The sequence below is a fragment of the Metallosphaera javensis (ex Sakai et al. 2022) genome (assembly GCA_021654415.1).
In the GTDB taxonomy this organism is placed as follows: domain Archaea; phylum Thermoproteota; class Thermoprotei_A; order Sulfolobales; family Sulfolobaceae; genus Metallosphaera; species Metallosphaera javensis.
Genome location: AP024487.1, coordinates 757,823 through 780,007 on the forward strand (window position 1 = coordinate 757,823; position 22,185 = coordinate 780,007).

Genomic DNA, 22,185 nt, shown 5'->3' on the forward strand with positions numbered 1-22,185 from the left:
AAAGACCTCTAGGTTTCTGCGAGATGTTAAATTGAAAGAGGACCAAAGACGTTGCTTAACCTATACTTCACACACTAAATCATCATGCCAAAAACCCTTTGAGGTAAGGCACATGGGGTTCCTGCTCACAATTCATGATGCAGTCTCCCATCAGGTCTCACGTCTTGAGCTTCAGAAGGATTTCCCCCTTCTCCTCATAAATTCTTCCAACCCCTTCCTTCTGAAGCTGGATGAACACTTTCTTCATCATCAGAGAGCTCCCACCCGTCTTTTCAATTGCCTTGGTCAGGGTTACGTACCCGCTCAACATAAGCTCCTCCTTGATCACTTTCTTGAACCTCTCCATTTTCTCAACCTCTAGCTCGGGCTCGAACAGCTCCTTATACTCCTTCAACCTCTCATCCAGCCTGTTGTAGATGACCTCGCCACTCATCAGATCCACCAGGCAGAGGGTTACATAGTAGCTCGTGAAGTTTCTGTAGAAATCGTCCGAGGCCACGTACTTCTTCAGGTCCTCCGAAAACCCCGTGGGAGATGCTATCCCTATTACGTAGAGGGCCTGCCCCTTCCTTGCAACCTCTATGGTCTTGTCCAGGTAGGGGAGAACGTCAGAGAGCCCCACGGTCCTGTTGTCGTACAGTGTACTGGCGAAGCTGTCCATATGGCACAGGAACTTGGCCTTCACCACCACCTCAAGGTCGTCCCTCAGCAGTCTTCCCTTTCTCACCACGTAAGTTATCTCAGTGTTCCTGGGAAACCTGGAGTAGTCCTGGCTACTGACAGGAGGGTTCTCCTCAGACTTGAACACCGCGTAATCCTTCACGTTCTTTATCTCGAATTCCTCTCCCCTTATCGGGTCAAGGAACTTCCTTGGCGTTGCGTTCATCTTGGTCTGAAACCTTCCAAGGAAGTTGATCTCCAGTATTCTGGCCTCGTCGAACTTAACCGACATGGCGGAAGAGGAAGCGTTCTTGATCTGCTCTATCCTCTCTGACAGCTGGAGCTTCTCCCATTCCAGCCTGGTGATTGCGTCCCGCAACTGGCCTATCTTTTTCTCAAGTTCCCTGTTGGTGTCCTCATATCTTTTCACCTCCGCCTCAATTGCCACCTTAACCTGGCTCTTCACCTGATTGAGCATGGTAAGCAGGTTCGCCTTCTCCTGCTCCAGTTTCCTCTTCTCGTTCTGTAGCTGGGTCAAGCTTCCCTGAAGCGACGTTATCAATGACGATATCTTCCCCTGAAGGCTCTCTCCCTTAACGCCGAAGGAGTCCAGGAACCTGGTTAGGTTCTCCCTCTCCGCTCTCACCGCCTCCAGTTCCATCTCCAGTTCCCGGGCCCTTTCCTCGGCCACCTTCCTTGCGTTCTCCTCAATCCTCATCCTCTCAATCTCCGCCTCGTACTGTTTCCTGATCACCTCCTCGTATTCGCTGAAAAGTTCCCTGGGGGCACCAGGGTCCTTATCGAAATACCCCACAATTCCCTTCTTTATCCTCTCGAAACGGAGGAGGTATTCATGCCTGAGCGCTGAGGCCAGGGTCTGCCTCACCTTCTTCCCCTCAGGGTCAATGAGCTTCTCGAACTCGTACATCTCCTCGTCGTACCACTTCTTGACAACGTCGTATATCTTTCCCCTCTTGTTGAAGAGGGCTGTGGCTATCTCCTCTGGCGTGACGTAGTCCAGGTTAAGGAACTGGTCAAGCTTGGAGAAAGCCGAGTACTCGTCGTCTGTGAAGTCCCTGATTACCCCTTGGTTCCTCATGGTGGAGGCTATCCTTATGAGGGCCAAATCAAAGTACCCCAGCCTGATCGCCCTATCATTGAAGGATAGGTTCCTCGTACACTCCCTCTCGTACACTCCCCGGTTCTGTTTTATCTGGTTATATCTCCCGATCCTCTCCTCAGGGGGCTGTCCCTCAATCTCCAGGATGTCCTTCCTTGAGTATTGCATTACATCAGAAAACATTTCCTCGCACGTGCTCATGGAACCTCACCGAATATCCTGATTTCCTTCTCTATGTCATCCATTATTTTATTTATGGCCTCCTCAGTCCCAACGTACTGAAGGGTCACGTAAGTGAATCCCTGTTCCTGCCTCAAGGTGATGTAGGCTCTCACCATCCCCTTCCTCGTATACAGGTCGAAAATTTCAGCATCCCCAGCTTTCCCCAGATAGATCCCCCTGTTCTTCGCCACCAGAAAGTTCAGGAAGGTCCTGGTCTCCTGGATCCCCTTATTTAGCTTGTAAACCCTGGTCTCCTGCACCCTCTCAGGTCCCAGCTTTAACTCCTCTGCCCTGAACGCCCTGACCAGCTCTGGTGGAAACTTGGATAGTATCTCCTCAAGTATTTCGCTGAACGCTTCTTCGTCCTCTATCTCCAGGATGTATCCGTCTGGTTTCCTTATCACGTTGTTCCACTTTCCAACTATGTAGTCCAGTCTCTTCCTTTCGTTCTCGTTCCTGTAGTCCACCTGAACAATGAACATCATCTACATCTGTTTTCCCCCACTTATTTATTTTTCCGTTTTGGAGGTTCCTGGTTTTCTCTGGATTCCTCTTCTCATTTAAATACTCTACTGCTTTTCAACAAACTTCCAAAACGGAGAAAAGTATAAATACTCCTGTTCTAAGAAAAATCAGGGATCATGGGTATATTCGATTCCTTTAAAAAGGGAGGCTTAAAGAACGCATTAAAGGACGTTAAACTGGAGGATATTAAGAGGGAAAGGACCTACCTTGAGCTTCAGCAGAAGAAGCTGGAGGCTGAGAGAAACGAACTTGAGAAGGAGGCGTCCAGGCTATTCCAGGACTCCATTGGAAAGAGTGAATCCACAAAGAGATTGAACGCCACCAAGATAAAGAACATTAAGGACAGGATGGCGGACCTGGACTCTGAACTAAGGGAACTGAACCTGAGGCTGGGGGTCCTGTACAAGATTGAGAGACTCAAGGAGAAGGCTGAGAAGACCTACACCTCACAGGTGTGGAAAAAACTCATAGATAAGGTGGACGGTGAGACGCTGGAGCGCTGGCTATCCAATGAGAGGGTCTCCGATGAGGAAATTCTGGGCAAACTCAGGGATATATACAACGCTCAGTCGCCCGACGAAATAAAGGAGGATCTCTCCCAGGATGAAAAGGAAATCCTGGAGGCCATGAACGCAGTGGAGAAGGGCGAGAAAAAGACAGAGGAAGCAAGCAAGGAAGTGCTATCAGGTAAGGAGAAGGAAAATTCATAAAGTGTTTTATATGTCGCTTGATTTTTTATATTTAGATCAGATTAAAACCCTAGAATCGCAGGCGGAGAGTTACCTGCGTTCCGGGGATCAGGAAAACGCCAGGAAGACCTTTGAGAAGATAGCAATGCTTTACGAGAAGGCCTCCAGTGTGGCAAAGTCTCCCAGTACCAGAGATCTCTACATGAGGAAGGCTCGGGAGTACAGGGAGAAGTCCCTTTCACCCAGGAAAGTGTTAAAGGAGGGCAGTCAAGGTGACGAGACCGATTACAGGGTCATAGCGGAATCCATGATTGAGAGAACGGATCTCTCCTGGGACGACGTTGTGGGGCTCGAGGACGTGAAGGAGGTACTGAGGAGGGCCGTGTTCATGGCCAGGGCTAAACCGGACAAGCCGGTGAAGCTGGATCCCCCTAGATCGGTTCTTCTCTTCGGTCCGCCCGGAACGGGTAAAACCCTTCTGGCCTCAGTCGCGTCAAACTCGGTGAGTGCAACCTTCTTCAACGCCGACGTCTCCAAGATTCTCTCCAAGTATGTGGGCGACTCACCCAAGACAGTGGACGCCCTCTTCTCCCTGGCAAGGGAGAGGGCACCCTCCCTCATTTTCTTTGACGAGATCGATTCAATCACGGTGAGCAGGGAGGAGGGACAGAACGTGGGGACGGGGCTCCTGCAGAAGTTGCTAGTGGAGATGGACGGCTTCAGGAAATCCTCAAGCCTTGTCATAATCATGGCCGGGACCAACAGGCCATGGGCGCTGGACGAGGCTGTGGTGAACAGGTTTGATTACAGGATATACGTCCCTCCACCCGATCTTGAGGCCAGGAAAGGGATATTCAGGCTAGAGCTGGAGAAGAAGGGATTTGAAATAGAGGGCGATTACGACGATCTGGCCAGAAGGACGGAGGGGTACACGGGAAGGGAAATATCTCACATCTGCAGGAAGGCAGTCATGTTCATGATAAAGAGATTGAACCCTGATATGAGGGATGAGGTAAAGGAGATAAGGATAGGTAAGATCAAAAGGGACGAGCTGTACAGGGCAATACAGGACACCCGGCCGTCCGTGTCAGGGGAAATACTCAAGAAGTATCAGGAATGGTATGAGAGGTATGGTTCATCATGACCGATAAGTTCATTCCAGATGAATTGATAGAAATGATTCACGAGAGACTGGGTATTCCAACCGATATCATTTCAGCGGTGATTTCGGTGGTCAATCTTCCACTTTTGCCAATGGCAGTGACTTCGCTGACCTTCTTTTCACTCTTCGCCACGCTGTTTGTGCACTGGTACAGGCACAGGTCACTGGACTCAATCAAGGAGGAATACCTTGACAGGGAGGAGAACAGGCTGATCCTGGAGAACGAGGAGAAGGAGAGGAAGCTGAGGGTGCTGTACGAGAGAAGGAAGGTTCTGAAGGAGAGGATCTCAGGTAGTGAGGGACTGGATAAGATCAAACATGAAAAGGACCTTCAGGCTGTGGAGAATGAAATAAAGGTACTGGAGGCTGAGTACGAGGAGAACCTGGACAGGATCGCGTTCGTGAGAAGCCTAGAAACGCTCATAAAGCACAAGAGGTACCTCAAGGAGAAAGGTATATGGGATAAGCTGGACGATATAAGGAAAAAGGTGGAGAGGGAGAATCAGAAGATTGAAATGTCCATGTTGAAGCACGCTGAGCTCAGGGAGTTCCTGTCTAGGATGAACGTGGAGACCGACATAATAGCCCAAGCTGGTAAATAGATTACGTGGTTAGATGGTAGCAAGCTTGGTTCTTTGCATTTTTCACATCTCGTCAATATAAATATGGATAATCCCACAACCTAGAATGGGGTAAGAGTCCGGGAGAACGCTGAGCGCATATAATTTAATGTATTTGGGTAGAAAATATAGACAAATGAGTTGAATTAAGTGGCTATTTTAATCCTGTGGAACCCTTATGATATAACATAATTATGTTTTACGTTAGTACCCTGTGCGAGTTTTTACCCAGTTCTCTCTGAATGATGCCCACGCCAGAGGATAAAAAATCAAAACTACTAGCGTATTACCCAGGTAAAAACTTTTCAAGAGCGAGGACCCTAGGTTTGGGCTACCCAGAGAGGAGAAACCATCTCCTCAAGGAACCCTTAAGGCTGGAACCAAGTGGAACGCAACTAATCCTGGAGCCCTTCACGAAATGCGCAACGGACTAGAGCGGGTCCTGCGCCGGTAACCAACTCCAAACCAGTGCCTCCCCATCTCGGCGAGCTGACTAAACTGAGCCGTGGAAGGGCGATCCACCTGACCGAGGAAAACTTAAATATTTTGCAATGTTATAGGGAGTATAAGGTGTTAATGAGATTGTGGGGAGACGCTGAGTCACATTTCAAGAAAGCTCAAAAGCTCCCCGAAGAGAGAAGGTACGAGGAGGCGTTCAGGGAGTTATTGTGGGGAGACGCTGAGTCACTGTGGGAGGAGGCCCTCAGGGAGTACGACCAGGCCATATCGCTTAACCCAAAGCACCCCGTTTATCATTACGGTAAAGGATTTGCGTTAGCTGAACTGGGAAGGTACGAGGAGGCCCTCAGGGAGTACGACCAGGCCATATCGCTTAACCCAAAGCACCCCGATTATCATAACGGTAAGGGAAATGCGTTATATAACCTGGGAAGGTACGAGGAGGCCCTCAGGGAGTACGATAAGGCCATATCGCTTGACCCAAAGGATCCCGATTATCACTATAACAAGGGAAATGCGTTAAGAAAACTGGGAAGGCACGAAGAGGCCCTCAGGGAGTACGACCAGGCCATATCGCTTAACCCAAAGAATCCCGTTTATCATAACGGTAAAGGACTTGCGTTAGCTGGCCTGGGAAGGCACGAGGAGGCCCTCAAGGAGTACGACCAGGCCATATCGCTGAACCCAAAGGATCCCGATTATCACTATAACAAGGGAAATGCGTTATATAACCTGGGAAGGTACGAGGAGGCCCTCAAGGAGTACGAGCAGGCCATCTCCCTGGGTTTCGACAGGGGTAGGATTGTTAAACAGCTGGGGGAGATGGTGGGGAAGAGGGATGGGATGGGAAACACCATGCTTCACCTTGCCGTGAGGAACGGCATGGAGGAGATGGTGAGGCTCCTCCTGGACGCGGGGGCTGACGTTAACGCGGTGAACAATGAGGGGCATACCCCGCTGTATTACGCCATCCTGTCCTGTAACCAGGGGATAGGGAAGCTCCTCCTGGACAGGGGAGCTGACCCCGGGCTGGCTGGCGCGGGGCCAGAGTTGAAGGGCGATTGCGACTGGGCCCGCCAGCTAATCAAGGACCTGATACCCTTCAAGGTCATTCTGGACGATTCGGCCGACGGGATCAAGACGTGCAGGGTGCCCAGGAGTCTGGGGATGGAGGGGGTGGCGGAGCTGGTCGGGGAGAGGAGAACCGTGGTCGCGGTGAGGCCGGACAACGTGGAGGACGAGATCCTGGTGGACAGGTCCACCTACCTTTCCCTCAACTCCAGGAGGGCGAGGGTGAGACCTGCGAGGTTGGAGGATGGGGTTAAGGTGAAGTTCTCCCCTCCCCTTTCGCTCCCTCCCCAGGCAATCAAGGCCTTGCGCCAGGAGCTTCGCAACCTGAGGGACAGGTTACCCCTGGCCAGGGGAGACGTGATCGTGATACCCGTGAGGCTGGAGGGGACTCCCCTCGACCTGCCCCTCCGCGTGGAGGAGGCCGAGCCAGAGCTCCTCCTCTACAGGAGGGGCTACACCGAGGTGGAGGTTGCGGAGAAGCCCTACGATCCCTCAGTTTTGCCCCCTGAGGAGAGGGACCGCGTGGAGGAGGTGAGGGAGAGGATGGGAGGTAATCCAACCCTACCCCAAGCCAACCCCCCAGGCTCGGACCTCTCAAATTACACTATCCTCGAGAAGCTTGGGGAGGGCGGTTTCGCCACCGTGTACAGGGCAAGGGACAGGGAAGGGAATGAGGTTGCCGTGAAGGTGTATAAGGCCTCAATTAAGGATTTCGTGAAGGAAGTGGCCGTGTGGGAGATTTTAAATCACCCTAATATAGTGAAACTCTTAGATTATGATGTAACGCCTCTTCCCCATGTGGTCATGGAACTGATGAAGGGAGGGACTCTTTCTGACAAGAGGTTTGGAAGGGATGAAGCAGTGAAGATAATGATAGATGTGCTGGAAGGCCTCAAGTACGCCCACTCTAAGGGAATAGTTCACAGGGACATCAAGCCCTCAAATATACTTCTTGATGGCTATAAAAGGGCGAAGATAACCGACTGGGGTATAGCCAGAATCATGGACAAATCGACTACATCTAGGGACCTTTCCGTAACCTTACTCTACGCTTCCCCAGAACAACTGAGCAGGCTCATGGGCGATGTCTCAGTCACGGTAGACGAGAAGAGTGATATCTACCAGGTCTGCGAGGTATTTTACGAGATACTCACCGGGAGACCACCCTTCGAGGGTGATCTATCTGAGGTGGCTATGAAGAAGAGGACGGGAGACTTTCCCCTTCCCTCTTCGCTCGATCCTTCCCTAGGTGAGTTTGATCCCCTTTTCAGGAAGTGTCTCTCACCTAGGAAGGAGGAGAGATATACCGATGATGAATTGCTGAAGATCCTAGTTCGTGACAGGATAAGAACGCTGAATACCACCCTTTCCAAGAGTAGTTCAAAAGCGTACACTCCCTATCTCTTCTTCCAGCTTGCACTTTACAGCGCGAAATTGGAGGAGTATGATAAATCGATAGAGTGGTTGAAAAGATTGAACGAGAAAGTTAACTGTGAAGATGTTATCACGATGATGCAGGAGAAGATACGTTTTAACATTCACACCAAGGAGGAAATAATAAGGAGTTTGGACCTCCTGAGGGAAAGGGTCGAATCAAAACTTTAAACAGGGAAAGATACCTTACTGTTAAGAGTGGATCTACATAGTTCACGATAAAAATAGGGAGCCCTAACTTTACATGAACCGGATCTCAGTCAAGTGAACATGTGAACCAAAGTCTTAACATCGCGTGTGAAGAAGAGATGCCAATCTATGTTATTTAAGACCTTTTAAGCTATTATTTCTAAACTTAGATAAGCTTAATAAAGGTTGTGAGTTTTAGAATTGATATGTCAACCTACGGGAATGGAAGAGGCCTATTGAGTTATGCAGGTTACATTTTGTTCGCTCTTAATATTATATTCTTTGTTATTGGTATAATGTTAAATATCTATGGCCTGTATGAAGATAGTGTTATGACGCTAGTGGTTTCCATTATAGTAGGAATTTTAACTCTTGGCAGTTTGATTTACTCGTCAGTGAGAGAAAACCGAGTTAAGGTTTCTTCCCAACCTTCTCAAACCAAGCAACTCCCTCCCCAACCCCAACCTTCTCAAACCAAGCAACTCCCTCCCCAACCCCAACCTTCTCAAACCAAGCAACTCCCTCCCCAACCCCAACCTTCTCAAACCAAGCAACTCCCTCCCCAACCCCCTCAAAGTTCATCATCTAAGTCCGGCTCTTTAGGCCAGACCACACAACCTTCAGGTCCAGACCCCAAGTCAATTCCAAATTATACAATCTTGCTCAAACCAAGCAACTCCCTCCCCAACCCCAACCTTCTCAAACCAAGCAACTCCCTCCCCAACCCCCTCAAAGTTCATCATCTAAGTCCGGCTCTTTAGGCCAGACCACACAACCTTCAGGTCCAGACCCCAAGTCAATTCCAAATTATACAATCTTGGAGAAACTGGGTGAGGGTGGTTTCGCTACCGTATACAAGGCCCTGAGTATGAAGACCGGACAAGAGGTTGCCATAAAGATTTACAAGGTAGTGAGTAAGGATTTCGTCAAGGAAGTTGCCGTCTGGTTAAACCTGAATCATCCCAACATAGTCAAACTCCTGGACTACGACATATCTCCCTATCCCTACGTCGTAATGGAGCTAATGAAGAGAGGAACACTGGAGAAGAAACAGTTTGAGAAAACGATGGCGACTAGGATTATCCTCGATGTACTTGAAGCCCTTAAATACGCTCACTCTAAGGGTATAATTCACAGGGATATAAAACCATCTAACATAATTCTTGATGAGTCGAATCACGCCAAGTTGAGCGACTGGGGGATAGCTAAATTCGCCGAGAAAACCACCACTGCCAACGTTTACATGACCCTGCAATATGCCTCTCCGGAACAGCTCAGCGGTGGAACCGTGGACGAGAAGAGTGATATCTACCAGGTCTGTGAGGTGTTTTACGAAATTCTGGTGGGCATATCCGCATTCTCAGGGGACCTGATGACCGTCACCGGGAAAAAACTGTCAGAAAATTTTGTACCCCCCTCTGCACTTAACTCCTCATTGAGAGAGTTTGATCCTGTGTTCAAGAGATGTTTCTCACCCAGGAAGGAGGAGAGGTACTCAGAAGACGAGTTGATCAAGGTCCTTTCTCAGAGCAGGATCAATAATCTCACAACCACCCTTAAAACAACCTACAATCCCTACCTTTACGTTGAGCTGATTTACGAACTCGCCAAGAACGAGAATTATCAGGGAGCGTTATACTGGTTAAAGGAACTGAACAAAAGGGTGGAATGCGAGGACATTATTAGAATGATCGATGAAAAGATCAGATTCAATTTTCACACGCGGGAGGAAATTCTTCAGAGCCTCGAACTTCTCAGGAGTAGGGCTAGTCTGAAGAGATAAGGTGGGATTCTTAACGAACATCCTGTAATTTTTCAATAACTATGTTACCTAAACCTTTGGTAGTGTTTCACGGATTTTAACGCGATGAGATATTCTTCATGAAAGTTCGTGCCGAAATGAAAATCGTTCATGAATCAACAACGCCACTGACCTTAAAAGGAAAATATAATTGTGAGACTATTGGGACAGAACTGAAAGACTTTTAGATAAAATGAGCTTGAAGGGATTTTCAGGAAAGTACTACTTTGGGATGCACTACTAGTAGCACTTTTCGGAACTTACCTTAGACTGAACAGTTTCTTGACATCACCAACCTCGAGGTAAAGAGTTTTAACTAGGCGGGAGAGCCGTACGACTCCCAGGCTCTCCCCAAGGACGTACCTCAAGGACAGGAGGAAGTTCAACGTGATGGAGATAAGCTTGACGTAACCCAGGTTCCTCCTCCACGTCTTGAAAGACCCCTTCTCCAGGCCCAGAGCCTTCAACTCCCTTATAACCACCTCCACGTCCCACCTGTTCTCCCACGCGGTGAGTATCTCCTCAGGGGACATGGAGGGATCGGTGGAGAAGAGGTATCTCCTGCCGTAACCCTTATAGTCCTCCAGTACAACTAATTTCAAGGGGACTCCAAGGTACGTGACGTGGTGTTCTCCCTGGGGCTACCCCATATTGTTGCGTAGGAAAATATAAAGAACCCGCGTTATAAGCTTTCATGGTCCGTCACCTGGAAGCGAGCAGCGTGGAGCTGACGAAGGTGGTAGGAGTGGTGCCTGATGACATGGGACGCGACTTCCACCTCGCGTTGTTTCCATGGATCGCCACGAATAGGTCTCCAGGTAAAGGAGGGACGGGAAGTAACCTCCGAGGTCATGTATCCCGTCAAGGAGTTGAAGCTCTCGGAACTGTTGTTTGTGTAGATGTAATGCCTCACCTCCCTCGGGAAGTTCAGGAAGGTGTAGAGGTCGGAGGCCTCAAGGAGTCGGCTCGCCTGGGTGAGTAGGGCTCCACGACCTGAGGGACTCGAGGATGGCCTTTCCCTCCTCAACCCTGGCCGACTTGAGGGAGATGGGAGGAGACCTTCTCCTTCTCGCCGTCCGGAAGCGCCCTGCAGGTCTGGCCAGATGAACCAAACAGGGTGCTGGGAGGAGGGGAAGAGCGTGGAGATCAGCCTGTCCAGTCCCGGGAAGTTCGTGACCATGACGTCAACCCTGCTTACTCCCCTGGAGATCGTTGAGGAAGTGCCTCCATCCGTCTAGATCGTTCTCCCTTATCTCGTAGTCCAGGACGGACTTGTTTCCGTCCAGGTCGACGCCAATTTACGTATACTGCTTTCTCCTTCACCACCTCGTTCTCCCTGACCTTGATGAACTTCACGTCCGCATAAGCTGAACAGGTCGTGGGGGAGAGGAGCAGATTTGAACTCCATCAACCTTCTCGCTATTTCCTTAACCACCCTGTCCATCACCTCCGGGCTGTACTCTATCTCCCTGCTCCTCAGGACTGCCTTGACCTGGCCTGGGGACAACCCCTCCAGGACCAGCGCCTCCAGGCACCGTAGTCCTCGCTTGTCCTCTCTCCCTTTTCAGGCAAAATCCTTGGCCTGAAGCCCTTCCTCCTCGTCCTCGGAACCCTCCTAAGCTCGTCGTCCCTGGTCCTCAGCACTGAAGTACGTCCCGTTCTTCACGTCGTCGTGCTCCTCCAGGTACGCGTCCCTCTCCGCCTCCATTGCTGCCTGGAGCACAAGCTCCTCTATCTCGGTGAGGGACACGCCCTTCTTAACTGCCTCCTCCAGCACTGCCTTTGCCCTGGCCTTTACTCTTTCTGCTTCCGGACTCATGGTATTACCCCTTCCGGGGATATTTTTATCTTTTGCCATTATTTTTCACCTCGTACTCCACAACTAACCAGGGTAGCCCCCGTGTCGCTCCTCACATCCTGCATCCTCGCCAGTCTCTTCACTTGCCTACCGAGCTCCTCCGAGACCTTCAGGGGATCTATGCAGGTGTACATTAGTCAAAATTCTACGTTACTTGGCTATAAAGTTTTTAAGGTGTGAGGGAGGTCACGTCAATCTCGCATATAACCTATCTGTCTCATGGCGTTGTGAGTTCATTCTGAAATTCTTGCACCTTAAAAATATGCCGATATGGCGACACTATTATCATATTCTACTATAAATTGGATACACTATTATCATATTCTACTATAAATTGGATTATGAATAGAATATAACGAAACAGCAACTATTTTAGCCATTGAATAAACTGTTCTTGGTTTTCATGTGCCAGTTGATTAGACTAACAGGAATTATCTTGATTGCCCAATTAATGATTGTTATACTTTCGCTTTCCCACATCTCCCTCACTACTGTTTCAGGTGAGGAAATGGCTCTACATTCCGCACTCGATCTATCTCGTAACATCCAGTCAAATGCGGAGGTTCAAATTCCAGACCCATCATCGGATTACATTATACAACTACAGGTGACTAATTACCAACCTATCTCAACCCCCTCACCTTTCCAACAGGTCATTGTTCTGACGCAAAGTGAAATTGGCTCTCAGGTATTTAATTCAATCCTCTCTGATCCCCTTAACGTTCTGTTCTACGAGCAAGGGGTCGGGAACTTATACGCGTGGTTAGAATCCTTTAATTCAACGACCATGATATGGTGGGTTAAGCTACCCAATGGCATCCCCGCCGGTGGCAGCGTTACCATTTCGGCTGAGATCACTACTCAGAATAATTTCCCATTCACCGGTGTATCTCCCCTCGCCGCAGAGGACTTGGCTCTCTCACCCGGTTACGACAACGGGGGGAATGTGTTTAATTATTATCAAAGTTTTGCTAATTTAAATGCCGTTCCTCCAGGCTGGGGTCCTATTTATAATTCCAGTCTGTCTACTATTACCTTCTCCAGATATTATACAGGTATTGAACCAATAACCTCGTATACCTTTAGGAATAGTGGTCTCATCTCATTAAATTCGCTTAATTTAGAAAATCAAATGGTAAACATGCTGGCACAGGTACCCGTAACTAATGGAACTGGATTTGCGATAATGATACTAGGTGCGGGAGAAGCGAACAACGCCAACACTTATGCCATAGGTCCGGGTGGTGGGCTATTAACGGGCCTGAATAGTGACGGCATGGCGTTCAGTTACTGTGATTTCGGGGAACCCGGGATAATGTATCTCCATGTAGGTTACAATGAAGTAGGAAACGTAACGTATAAAAATGAGCCAACCACATATTCCTTTGGATTCTCATCACAGCATAGCTACTTTTACTTAAATAATACTCTCATTTTTAGTTACAATGGGGTTCCGGGCACTTTCCAACTACCGCTTGTAATAGCTCAGCAAGATGATGGTGAAAATCTGAATCTATACTCAGTTTTCATCAGTGCTTTGCCTCCCAATGGAATAATGCCGTCGGTGAGTTCATCAGTTGTAATAACTACTACTTTATCTAATCAAACAAACGGAATTTCCTCCACCGGAAGCGGTGTTGTATCAGGTTCTCATGGGACGGTGAGCTCAAACTATGTCATCCTGGTATTAGTCAATTCAGCGATCATAGCCATAAACCTGATCATTATAGTAGTACGGCGCAGGTAGGGATGCCTCTGATCTGGCTTCCATGTCAATCAAGGGTCCTGCAGGTTGATCCGGTTAAACGAATGATCCCTCATTTTCTCGTTAAAGAGGATTTTAACGATCAAGTGAACATGATTAGCACTTCCCTGAACTTGACGTTAATGCCTTGGCCCTTGAAAAGTTTTTTACCAGGGTAATACGCGTTTTGAATAATGAGAAGGGGAAAGTGATTGAGAAAAAGGAGGCACTAAGGTGGAGGAGGGATTACCTGAGCGCGCTGAGGGAGGCACTCAGGAAGTTCAGGATTGGCGTTGTGAGGAAGCTGCTTCTGGCTGTGATCTTGGAGGGGAAGTCTGGCAGGTAGGGCTGAGGCCGTGGGTTTCGACTACGAGAGCGGGGCAAGCTTGACGAGCTGAGGTTGACCTCCTCCCAATCGTGAAGCTCCTGGTTGGTTAACCCGTGCAGGTTGTGGACGATACCTTTGACGAGAAGGCCCACGCCAGGGCCATGCCCGCGTCAGAACCTAGCCATGTTCTACTCCAGGGCGAAGGGGGCCTTCATCTCCGCGATCCAGCACCTCGCGGTCACAGTGAGGGACTTAGTCACGGGTGAGGTGTACCCGGTCCACATTGACGCGTATGTGGCCAGGAAGGTGGCCCAGCTGACTAAGGCCGTGGGACGGGACCTGAATTTCCCCACGAAGGTGGACATGACCCTCTAGGTCCTGGACAGGTTGAGGAGCTCAATGTCCGGGTCATAACCTTCGACTCCTGGTAAAAGGGAGGACTCTCCTATCCGATGTGATGTCCCTCAAGTGCAGCGCACGGGTGGCTGAGGGAGGCAATTCCGTGCCTGTTGGACTCCTCCCCGAGGGAGAATACCACGTCACGTACCTAGGAGTACACATAATGCTAGTCGTGGTAGATAACTATAAGGGTTACGCCAGGAGGTACCTCTCCTCCACCGACCCCTCCATGTCCCCTAAGGAGATACCGCGTGGGAGAACAGGTGGGACGTGGAGGTGGTAATAAGGGAGTTGAAGGCTCTGGGCCTGGAGAAGTGTTCAGTAATAAACCTTTCGACCTGAAAATCGTGCATAGCCCTGACTACCCGCGAAAGCGGGACGTCACGTCCCCTACCTGACCTCGAAGGGCCTGTTGTGGTAGCCCACGCTCCACACTATCCTCGCGAGCTTCCTGGCGCAGGCAATCACCATCTTCTTACCGCGAAGCCTGTCCCTGTGCTCGTCGTAGAACCTGGTGACGGGGTTGTTCCTGTTGGCTATCATGGCCAGCGCAATGTAGAGCGCCTTCCTGAGGTAGCGATCACCACGTTTGGATATTCCCCTGGACGTGGTCCTAGATCCGCTCCTCTCCACCACGGGATCCAGACCGCAGAAGACGGAGCTCTCAGCTGAGGGAAACCTGGAGAAGTCCCCGACCCTGGCCAGGATCACCGCCCCCGTGATCGCTCCTATTCCTGGGATGGTGAAGATCGCGTGGTCCGGGACGAACTTCTCCATCTCCTTCACGAGCCTCTCTCTCCTCTCCTGGAGCTCCAGGATGAGGGCCGCAAGCTCCCTGAGCTCGTAAATTGCCTCAGCGTAGGGAAGCTTCACGTACTCCTGGTCAAAGGCGTACTCTCCCCGGGCTATTTCCTTGATCTTTTCCCTGGTCACCCTCTCGTCGTCAACCAGGAACAGGGTCCTCTGGAACCTGTTCCTGCACCTGGTGAGAAGGTCGTCAACGAACTCGAGGTAGGAGACCAGCTCCCTCAGGTCGCTCGTTACGAACGGACCTCCCTCCATGCCAATTTCTCCGCATCGTTATAATCGCTTTTCCTCCTGGGGTCCTTCTCCCTGGTCAGGACGTTGGGGCTCACGACCTTCACCTGGCATCCCCTCGCGGAGAACCACGCTGCGGGCTTCACCGAGTAGGTTGAGGTAGCCTCGAGCACGATTGTGACGTCCCGCCCGGTGGGCACCCTCGAGTAGCCCACCCTGTTGTTTCCTGTCCTGAACTCCCTGGAGGTAGCACTTCAACTCCTCCCTGTCCACGTCCACCCCGACCACGGTACGCTCACCCTTATATCCGTGAAGGCCAGGGGCCTCACACCGTTCAGTCCTAACTTCACCCGTGGTCCCGGGTAGAGCGGAGGCAGGGGTCACACTCCTACTCGTGGATTTCCACACAGGGCCGTGCTCTACCATTCTGCCTCCCCCAGCTGGATATTACGCCCAGCCTTAATATCTTATATAAGGGTTCGTTCAGGACGTGGAGGAGGAACCTAGGTTATGTCAAGCTCATCTTGATCATGTTGAACTTCCTCCTGTCCTTGAGGTATTTCCCTGGCGAGAGCCTGGGAGTCGTGAGGCTCTTCCGCCTGCTTAAAACCCTTTACCTTGAGGTGGATGATACCAAGAAACTGTTCAGTCTGAGGTAAGTTCCGAAAAGTGCTACTAGAATAGTGAAGAAAAGAAGGACAATAATGGTCAGTATAGCCAAGGGAACTAGGATAAATAACGGTCTCAACACATCAAACAAATAGTGCTTTTGTTTATTATTTTTTCCTAGTAGTGTATCCCAAAGGTTTAGGTAACATAGTTATTGAAAAATTACAGGATGTTCGTTAAGAATCCCACCTTATCTCTTCAGACTAGCCCTACTCCTGAGAAGTTCGAGGCTCTGAAGAATTTCCTCCCGCGTGTGAAAATTGAATCTGATCTTTTCATCGATCATTCTAATAATGTCCTCGCATTCCACCCTTTTGTTCAGTTCCTTTAACCAGTATAACGCTCCCTGATAATTCTCGTTCTTGGCGAGTTCGTAAATCAGCTCAACGTAAAGGTAGGGATTGTAGGTTGTTTTAAGGGTGGTTGTGAGATTATTGATCCTGCTCTGAGAAAGGACCTTGATCAACTCGTCTTCTGAGTACCTCTCCTCCTTCCTGGGTGAGAAACATCTCTTGAACACAGGATCAAACTCTCTCAATGAGGAGTTAAGTGCAGAGGGGGGTACAAAATTTTCTGACAGTTTTTTCCCGGTGACGGTCATCAGGTCCCCTGAGAATGCGGATATGCCCACCAGAATTTCGTAAAACACCTCACAGACCTGGTAGATATCACTCTTCTCGTCCACGGTTCCACCGCTGAGCTGTTCCGGAGAGGCATATTGCAGGGTCATGTAAACGTTGGCAGTGGTGGTTTTCTCGGCGAATTTAGCTATCCCCCAGTCGCTCAACTTGGCGTGATTCGACTCATCAAGAATTATGTTAGATGGTTTTATATCCCTGTGAATTATACCCTTAGAGTGAGCGTATTTAAGGGCTTCAAGTACATCGAGGATAATCCTAGTCGCCATCGTTTTCTCAAACTGTTTCTTCTCCAGTGTTCCTCTCTTCATTAGCTCCATTACGACGTAGGGATAGGGAGATATGTCGTAGTCCAGGAGTTTGACTATGTTGGGATGATTCAGGTTTAACCAGACGGCAACTTCCTTGACGAAATCCTTACTCACTACCTTGTAAATCTTTATGGCAACCTCTTGTCCGGTCTTCATACTCAGGGCCTTGTATACGGTAGCGAAACCACCCTCACCCAGTTTCTCAAATAACCTGTAACCAGGTATGTTTATCTGGAAGGAAGAGGGATTTACAGGATCAGAAATCTTTTCAGGACTAGGGTTCATATCTTGGTTAGGAATATTAACAGTCTTAGACTGAGCGGTTGAAATTTGCTGAGCAGATTCCTCCCTTTTTTGAGTACTTGAGCCAAGACCTTCGTAAGAAGACGTTGATCTACTCCTCTTGGCGTTAACATAGGATACTATTTCGTAGGACGCGAACCCAGCTCCCAATAAAATTGAAGCCAGAACAATGACAATCGAATCAGTAATGATCCCGTAGCTTATGAATATAGTAACGACCAGAAATGTTACTACCTCTGAAATTGTAACTTTTTGTCCTTCTTCGTTCCTATTTCTTTCCATGAATTTTCACGTCCTGAACACGTTAATAAATATTTATAGGAATAAACTCTCGTTCTTCATTATTGCATGTGATCTCATTTGCTGGGGAATGTGTAAGTTAATAAATATTCATTTTAAACCAATAAAGATTTTGACATTTAACATTCCATTAAAACATTGACTATGATTTTCCTGAAATTAACGTGAAACTCTTCTCCATTAAACCTTTTAGGTCGGTAATATCAGTTTTGAATAATGAGCTTGGTCAGCTGGGGAGGTTGAAGGAGGTGTCAAAGTACAAGAGGAATCTGTGGTACGCGATATTTAAGGAACTGAAGATCAGGGTGGACGTGTCGAGGAAGCTCTTGGTTGCTAGAACACGGGAACCTGAAAAGCAGGTCAGAGTTCGGAGGGATCACGAGACTCTGCTGAAGAAGCTTGACTAATTTAGTGAGATTGCCATAAAGGTGGTGAAGGAGAGGGTAGGAGATCATTCAGTCTAGGTGATTGTTAACGAGTAAGACGATATACCCTACGCCATTACCATCCCTGTGAAGGAACCTGCTAGAGAATTAGTAATACCAAGATAAAAACTTTGTTTAAAAACTAGTGTATCACCTTCTCAGCCACTTCCCCCTCGCGTACCTCAGGCTTACCTCCTCCGCCTCTCTTATCGCCAGGCTCTCTATCTCCTCAACAGGTTATGCGCCAGTGCTCAGGAAATAAGGGGTCGAACACGATGCGTATCAACCCCCTCCTGGAGTTGATACACGGGTTCTATTGTTACCTTGCTCATGGTATGACATCGTGTTCCCCTTAAAGTATTACTGAAAAATGATAGATCTATTTTAATCATCTCATGTAGATTAACTAATTACAATTCGCAACGGAGACCTGAATGGCCTACTGGTAGTTTTGATTAATTTTTATCCTCTGGCATGGGCACCTTTCAGAGAGAACTGGGTAAAAACTTACACAAAGTACTAACGTAATGTCTCAACCTTAATTTCCTTAGTCTCATTAATTGTAATTATTGTGTGTAAACCACTCCTAACCTTATTCATGTCTATTCAGGGCGCGAAATGGTTAGAGGATTAGAGGTAATAGCGTCCAATGTCTTACTATAACCTTTTTAGATTTAAAATCTAGTATTCTAATGAAATGTAATGGAAGGAGTGTTAAATATATCAATTTTACTGATTTTAATAATTTTATTAGTTTTTAATTCGAGTATGTTATTAGTACCTTCAGCTCAAACTAATTTGATACCTTTGGCTCAGTATAGTTATGTTGATTTAACAATTCAGAATAATCAGCTAACATCAACACCATCACCATTTCAACAACTTGTAAACATTTCTGAAAGTGAAATTGGTTCAGCACTGTTTAATCAGATAAAACAAGATCCTCTAAGCGTTGTATTTTATGAGCCCGGCCTTGGTAACTTACCTGCCTGGTTAGAGAACGTAACTCCAACTTACATGCTATGGTGGGTGAAATTACCATACGGAATACCAGCGGACTCCTCAATTACTATTTACATGAATGTAACTTCACAAAACGAGTATCCATATACGGGAATAGACCCGGCTTTAGATCAATATTATGGACTGCCCTATGGAGAATACGATAATGGATTCTATGTGTTCTTGTACTACTTCAATTTTATCAATAGTAATGGATGGAATGAGACTGCCTACTTTACCGGTTATATCTATCATGGAGCTTTATTGAACAGTTCTTTTAGAAACGCTGGAATTTATACAAAACTACCTTTCCAAATATCTAATGATATGAGCGTAGATATAATAACTGCTTATCCAACAACTCTAGGTCTTTCTAAAGAGCCTCCAATTGGAGGACGTGGAAACTTTTTAGGTCCACCTCCAGAAACCATACAAAACGGTTATATAATCATGTTCGGATATTTCATTCCATTTGCAGTAATTGTCAACGATTCCCCGAGGACATATGGCTCGTCCTACGATTATTCACCTACTTGGGCTTCAACATATACTTTTCAATGGTACAACGATAATTTGGCTCAGTTTTACAATTTCAGATATATAGTAGGGATAACGAATAGTACATATTCAGGTTTCCCATATATTACCCTTCTAACTTATCAAGGAGGGACTCCGTTAGTCTACGCATTAGATATCAGATATACTCCACCGAGCAGCGTAATGCCAACCGTTATTGTGAATGGGATTAAGGTTTCCACTCCACACCTTTACACATTAACGTTTATAGAGAACGATTTACCCTTCGGAACTCCTTGGAGCGTTACCATAAACGGTACTACTAAATCCTCTACATCGAATGAAATTACTTTTTCAGTACCTATGGGTGTTTATGGTTACTCTATTTCCTCACCTAACGGCTTCACTCCTAACATCTCATCTGGTGCTATTTACGTTAATGAAAACACCACAATCTATATAAAGTTCACACAGATGCTTTACAGAGTTGAGTTCGTAGAGTCTGGTTTACCACTAAATACTAATTGGAGTGTTTCAATAAACAACGGTGAATTCGTTAATTCCTCAACGTCAAATGAGATCACGTTCAGCTTACCGCTCGGTACCTACACATATGCGATCATAACTTCCTCATCCTATATCCCATCACCATCAAGTGGTTCATTTACCGTAACTAGTTCGCCTATTGTAATAACTACTACTTTATCTAATCAAACAAACGGAATTTCCTCCACCGGAAGCGGTGTTGTATCAGGTTCTCATGGGACGGTGAGCTCAAACTATGTCATCCTGGTATTAGTCAATTCAGCGATCATAGCCATAAACCTGATCATTATAGTAGTACGGCGCAGGTAGGGATGCCTCTGATCTGGCTTCCATGTCAATCAAGGGTCCTGCAGGTTGATCCGGTTAAACGAATGATCCCTCATTTTCTCGTTAAAGAGGATTTTGATAACCAACTGAACATGATTTAGATCACCAGTCACAATCAGCAAAGTAACCTGAATAGCTGAGATTTCCTTAGACAACATAAACCTTCTTATTAAGTTCACAGAATTACTTGAGAGAGTGATCATAACGCATAAAATTTGGTTTATTTGACTAAGAGGTATAAAAATTAATTGCTTGTATCAAGCGTACATGTTGAAAAATAATAGAACAATTCTATTTTGGATTTATATCTAGAAGTCTATATTGGCATGTCGCCAACGTCCCATCTTGATCCCTCACGTTCAAGGGTTTCGGAGCAGCTGTATTCTCCGCAGGTGGGGAAGAGTCCTCTTTTGGATGGAGAGGAAGTGGAACATGCGGTACGTGATGGTTATCATGTACATGAGTGCCTCGTTCTTGACCCTGCTCTCGGCATAGGGTCTCCAGTGTCCTTCCAGGAAAATCCTGGGGTGCTCCACGTAGAGGCATTCCAGGTAACGCAGAGGCGGACGAGTGTACCGCGAAGGCTATCCCAATTAGTTGCGGAGTATCAGGTAAAAAATGTATCAGTATAGCCATGTTTACATTTTTAAGTTTCAAGGAGTTCTATGTGAACTCACAACGTCATAAGACGAATTTATGTAACTTTGACGATACTATGCTCGCTCTATATCTTGGTGGGTTTCCTAATCTTTATTTTCATTAAATTTAGGGCATGGGTCAGCTCATGAAGAATAATGAACATAAATTAAACTTTATAATATTAAACTCAACTCTTTACACCCGGAAAGCATCTCTTTTAACTCCAAGATATTGTCTCTACTCAATGAAAATACCGAAGTACCTGATCCCCTACATAGTTCTGGGATCGCTTCAATACAGGTTCACGAAGGATGGGTTGGCCTTCGCTTCCCCTTTTCTTTTCATGTCGTTAAGGTACTTCATAGGAGGGATGGCCCTTCTACCCTTAGCCCGGAGGATTGTCCTGAACAGGGATGTAATCATCTTAACCCTCCTGACCACCGCCAGTTCTGGACTGTGGGCCATGGGCCTCAACTACGTTGCACCCTCAGAGTCAGCGGTCCTTAGCTATACCATGCCCCTCTTCTCGATCCCCATTGCCTATCTCCTCCTTCGCGAGAAGCCCAGATCCTTTGAGGTGGCAGGTGCTATCATAGGCTTCCTCGGCGTTGCGGTATACGGTCTTTCCCTTTCAGGCAGGCTTTCTCTCCTGGGAGGAATCCTCACTGTACTCAACGCAGTTTTCTGGGCTGCCTTCACAGTGTACTACAGAAAGATGAGGACCATGGACCCAGCAGTGGTTAACACGTCCCAGATGCTCCTAGGCTCCCTGGTGTTCCTCGCCCTAACTCCCCTGGGTTTCAGGTTTGATCCCAGCCCAAGTTTCCTGGGGGATCTCCTTTTCTCGGCCCTTCTTGGAGGGAGCGTCCTTTTTTACCTCTGGAACGTGATGCTGAGGCTGGAGAGAGTCGGTAAGGTGACCGTCATGGCATTTTCAGTCCCTATCACCAGTTCCCTGCTGGATGAGGTTACGGGGGAAGTCCAGCTGAACCACGAGAGCTACGCGGGCATGCTTACCATGTTAACCGGAATACTTCTCTCCAGAAAGGACGACATATTCTCTAGGAAGAGGAAGGTAGAGGTGAAGAGCACCACTTAAAAGTTTTTAAAGAAATCGGAGGAAAGGTACTGAGATAATAATTAATTTATAGTATAATGTGGACCTGTGATAACGATTTAACGAGGAGGGA

General features: G+C 47.6%; 20 protein-coding genes and 3 pseudogenes. 14 read left to right on the plus strand and 9 right to left on the minus strand.

What is annotated here, in order from left to right:
• Positions 1-157: 157 nt before the first annotated feature.
• On the minus strand, positions 158-1,981 hold the full coding sequence (locus QVC96_RS04565) for a hypothetical protein (protein WP_287690028.1): 1,824 nt from the start codon (positions 1,979-1,981) through the stop codon (positions 158-160).
• The gene (locus QVC96_RS04570) at positions 1,978-2,487 is read right to left on the minus strand and encodes a hypothetical protein (protein WP_287690029.1); all 510 of its coding nucleotides are present in this window, start codon (positions 2,485-2,487) and stop codon (positions 1,978-1,980) included. The genes QVC96_RS04565 and QVC96_RS04570 overlap by 4 nt, the downstream gene beginning before the upstream one ends.
• A gap of 156 nt (positions 2,488-2,643) precedes the next feature.
• Between QVC96_RS04570 and QVC96_RS04575 the strand changes: the two genes are divergently transcribed.
• From QVC96_RS04575 to QVC96_RS04590, 4 genes are all read left to right on the plus strand, one after another.
• Positions 2,644-3,237, plus strand: coding sequence for a hypothetical protein (locus tag QVC96_RS04575; RefSeq protein WP_287690030.1), 594 nt, complete (start codon positions 2,644-2,646; stop codon positions 3,235-3,237).
• Between the two features lie 10 nt (positions 3,238-3,247).
• Positions 3,248-4,360: an ATP-binding protein gene (locus QVC96_RS04580; RefSeq protein ID WP_287690031.1), complete on the plus strand. Its 1,113-nt coding sequence runs from the start codon at positions 3,248-3,250 to the stop codon at positions 4,358-4,360.
• Positions 4,357-4,980: a hypothetical protein gene (locus QVC96_RS04585; RefSeq protein WP_287690032.1), complete on the plus strand. Its 624-nt coding sequence runs from the start codon at positions 4,357-4,359 to the stop codon at positions 4,978-4,980. Before QVC96_RS04580 ends, QVC96_RS04585 begins: the two co-directional genes overlap by 4 nt.
• 594 nt (positions 4,981-5,574) lie before the next feature.
• Positions 5,575-8,133, plus strand: coding sequence for a tetratricopeptide repeat protein (locus tag QVC96_RS04590; RefSeq protein ID WP_287690033.1), 2,559 nt, complete (start codon positions 5,575-5,577; stop codon positions 8,131-8,133).
• 429 nt (positions 8,134-8,562) lie between these two features.
• Here QVC96_RS04590 and QVC96_RS04595 read toward each other — a convergent pair whose 3' ends face one another.
• Positions 8,563-8,736, minus strand: coding sequence for a hypothetical protein (locus tag QVC96_RS04595; RefSeq protein WP_287690034.1), 174 nt, complete (start codon positions 8,734-8,736; stop codon positions 8,563-8,565).
• A 232-nt stretch (positions 8,737-8,968) separates the two neighbouring features.
• On the opposite strand from QVC96_RS04595, the gene QVC96_RS04600 reads away from it, so the two are divergent.
• On the plus strand, positions 8,969-9,934 hold the full coding sequence (locus QVC96_RS04600) for a serine/threonine-protein kinase (protein ID WP_287690035.1): 966 nt from the start codon (positions 8,969-8,971) through the stop codon (positions 9,932-9,934).
• Between the two features lie 278 nt (positions 9,935-10,212).
• Here QVC96_RS04600 and QVC96_RS04605 read toward each other — a convergent pair.
• The 3 genes and pseudogenes from QVC96_RS04605 to QVC96_RS04615 form a co-directional block, all read right to left on the minus strand.
• A pseudogene (locus QVC96_RS04605) lies at positions 10,213-10,581 on the minus strand (ISNCY family transposase); the annotation flags it as partial.
• 53 nt (positions 10,582-10,634) lie between these two features.
• Positions 10,635-11,810 (minus strand): annotated as a pseudogene (locus tag QVC96_RS04610) (transposase).
• Positions 11,810-11,944 carry a hypothetical protein gene (locus QVC96_RS04615; RefSeq protein WP_287690036.1) on the minus strand — a complete coding sequence of 45 codons (135 nt, stop codon included), beginning with the start codon at positions 11,942-11,944 and terminating at the stop codon, positions 11,810-11,812. The pseudogene QVC96_RS04610 and the gene QVC96_RS04615 overlap by 1 nt, the downstream one beginning before the upstream one ends.
• A 269-nt stretch (positions 11,945-12,213) precedes the next feature.
• Here QVC96_RS04615 and QVC96_RS04620 point away from each other — a divergent pair, with 269 nt between their 5' ends.
• The 4 genes and pseudogenes from QVC96_RS04620 to QVC96_RS04635 all read left to right on the plus strand — a co-directional run bounded on the left by QVC96_RS04620 (position 12,214) and on the right by QVC96_RS04635 (position 14,623).
• The gene (locus QVC96_RS04620) at positions 12,214-13,557 is read left to right on the plus strand and encodes a hypothetical protein (RefSeq protein ID WP_287690037.1); all 1,344 of its coding nucleotides are present in this window, start codon (positions 12,214-12,216) and stop codon (positions 13,555-13,557) included.
• 184 nt (positions 13,558-13,741) lie between these two features.
• Positions 13,742-13,900: a hypothetical protein gene (locus QVC96_RS04625; protein ID WP_287690038.1), complete on the plus strand. Its 159-nt coding sequence runs from the start codon at positions 13,742-13,744 to the stop codon at positions 13,898-13,900.
• A 117-nt stretch (positions 13,901-14,017) separates the two neighbouring features.
• The gene (locus tag QVC96_RS04630) at positions 14,018-14,257 is read left to right on the plus strand and encodes a hypothetical protein (RefSeq protein ID WP_287690039.1); all 240 of its coding nucleotides are present in this window, start codon (positions 14,018-14,020) and stop codon (positions 14,255-14,257) included.
• A gap of 82 nt (positions 14,258-14,339) precedes the next feature.
• Positions 14,340-14,623 (plus strand): annotated as a pseudogene (locus QVC96_RS04635) (hypothetical protein).
• Positions 14,624-14,671: 48 nt separating this feature from the next.
• Here QVC96_RS04635 and QVC96_RS04640 read toward each other — a convergent pair.
• Together QVC96_RS04640 and QVC96_RS04645 are read right to left on the minus strand one after the other, a co-directional pair.
• Entirely contained in the window at positions 14,672-15,343 is a 672-nt protein-coding gene (locus QVC96_RS04640; protein WP_287690041.1) for a transposase, read from the minus strand.
• On the minus strand, positions 15,322-15,534 hold the full coding sequence (locus QVC96_RS04645) for a hypothetical protein (RefSeq protein WP_287690042.1): 213 nt from the start codon (positions 15,532-15,534) through the stop codon (positions 15,322-15,324). The genes QVC96_RS04640 and QVC96_RS04645 overlap by 22 nt, the downstream gene beginning before the upstream one ends.
• 315 nt (positions 15,535-15,849) lie before the next feature.
• Between QVC96_RS04645 and QVC96_RS04650 the strand changes: the two genes are divergently transcribed.
• Complete coding sequence (locus QVC96_RS04650; RefSeq protein WP_287690043.1) at positions 15,850-15,978, plus strand: hypothetical protein; 129 nt, start codon at positions 15,850-15,852, stop codon at positions 15,976-15,978.
• Positions 15,979-16,178: 200 nt separating this feature from the next.
• Here the strand turns inward: QVC96_RS04650 and QVC96_RS04655 are convergent, their stop codons facing one another.
• Positions 16,179-17,522 (minus strand): serine/threonine-protein kinase, encoded by a 1,344-nt coding sequence (locus QVC96_RS04655; RefSeq protein WP_287690044.1) that lies wholly within the window; start codon positions 17,520-17,522, stop codon positions 16,179-16,181.
• 227 nt (positions 17,523-17,749) lie between these two features.
• Here QVC96_RS04655 and QVC96_RS04660 point away from each other — a divergent pair, with 227 nt between their 5' ends.
• The 4 genes from QVC96_RS04660 to QVC96_RS04675 all read left to right on the plus strand — a co-directional run bounded on the left by QVC96_RS04660 (position 17,750) and on the right by QVC96_RS04675 (position 22,094).
• Positions 17,750-17,947, plus strand: coding sequence for a hypothetical protein (locus QVC96_RS04660; RefSeq protein WP_287690045.1), 198 nt, complete (start codon positions 17,750-17,752; stop codon positions 17,945-17,947).
• A 720-nt stretch (positions 17,948-18,667) separates the two neighbouring features.
• Entirely contained in the window at positions 18,668-20,338 is a 1,671-nt protein-coding gene (locus QVC96_RS04665; RefSeq protein WP_287690046.1) for a hypothetical protein, read from the plus strand.
• A 314-nt stretch (positions 20,339-20,652) separates the two neighbouring features.
• Entirely contained in the window at positions 20,653-20,988 is a 336-nt protein-coding gene (locus QVC96_RS04670; RefSeq protein ID WP_287690047.1) for a hypothetical protein, read from the plus strand.
• A gap of 251 nt (positions 20,989-21,239) precedes the next feature.
• On the plus strand, positions 21,240-22,094 hold the full coding sequence (locus QVC96_RS04675; protein ID WP_287690048.1) for a DMT family transporter: 855 nt from the start codon (positions 21,240-21,242) through the stop codon (positions 22,092-22,094).
• Positions 22,095-22,185 lie beyond the last annotated feature (91 nt).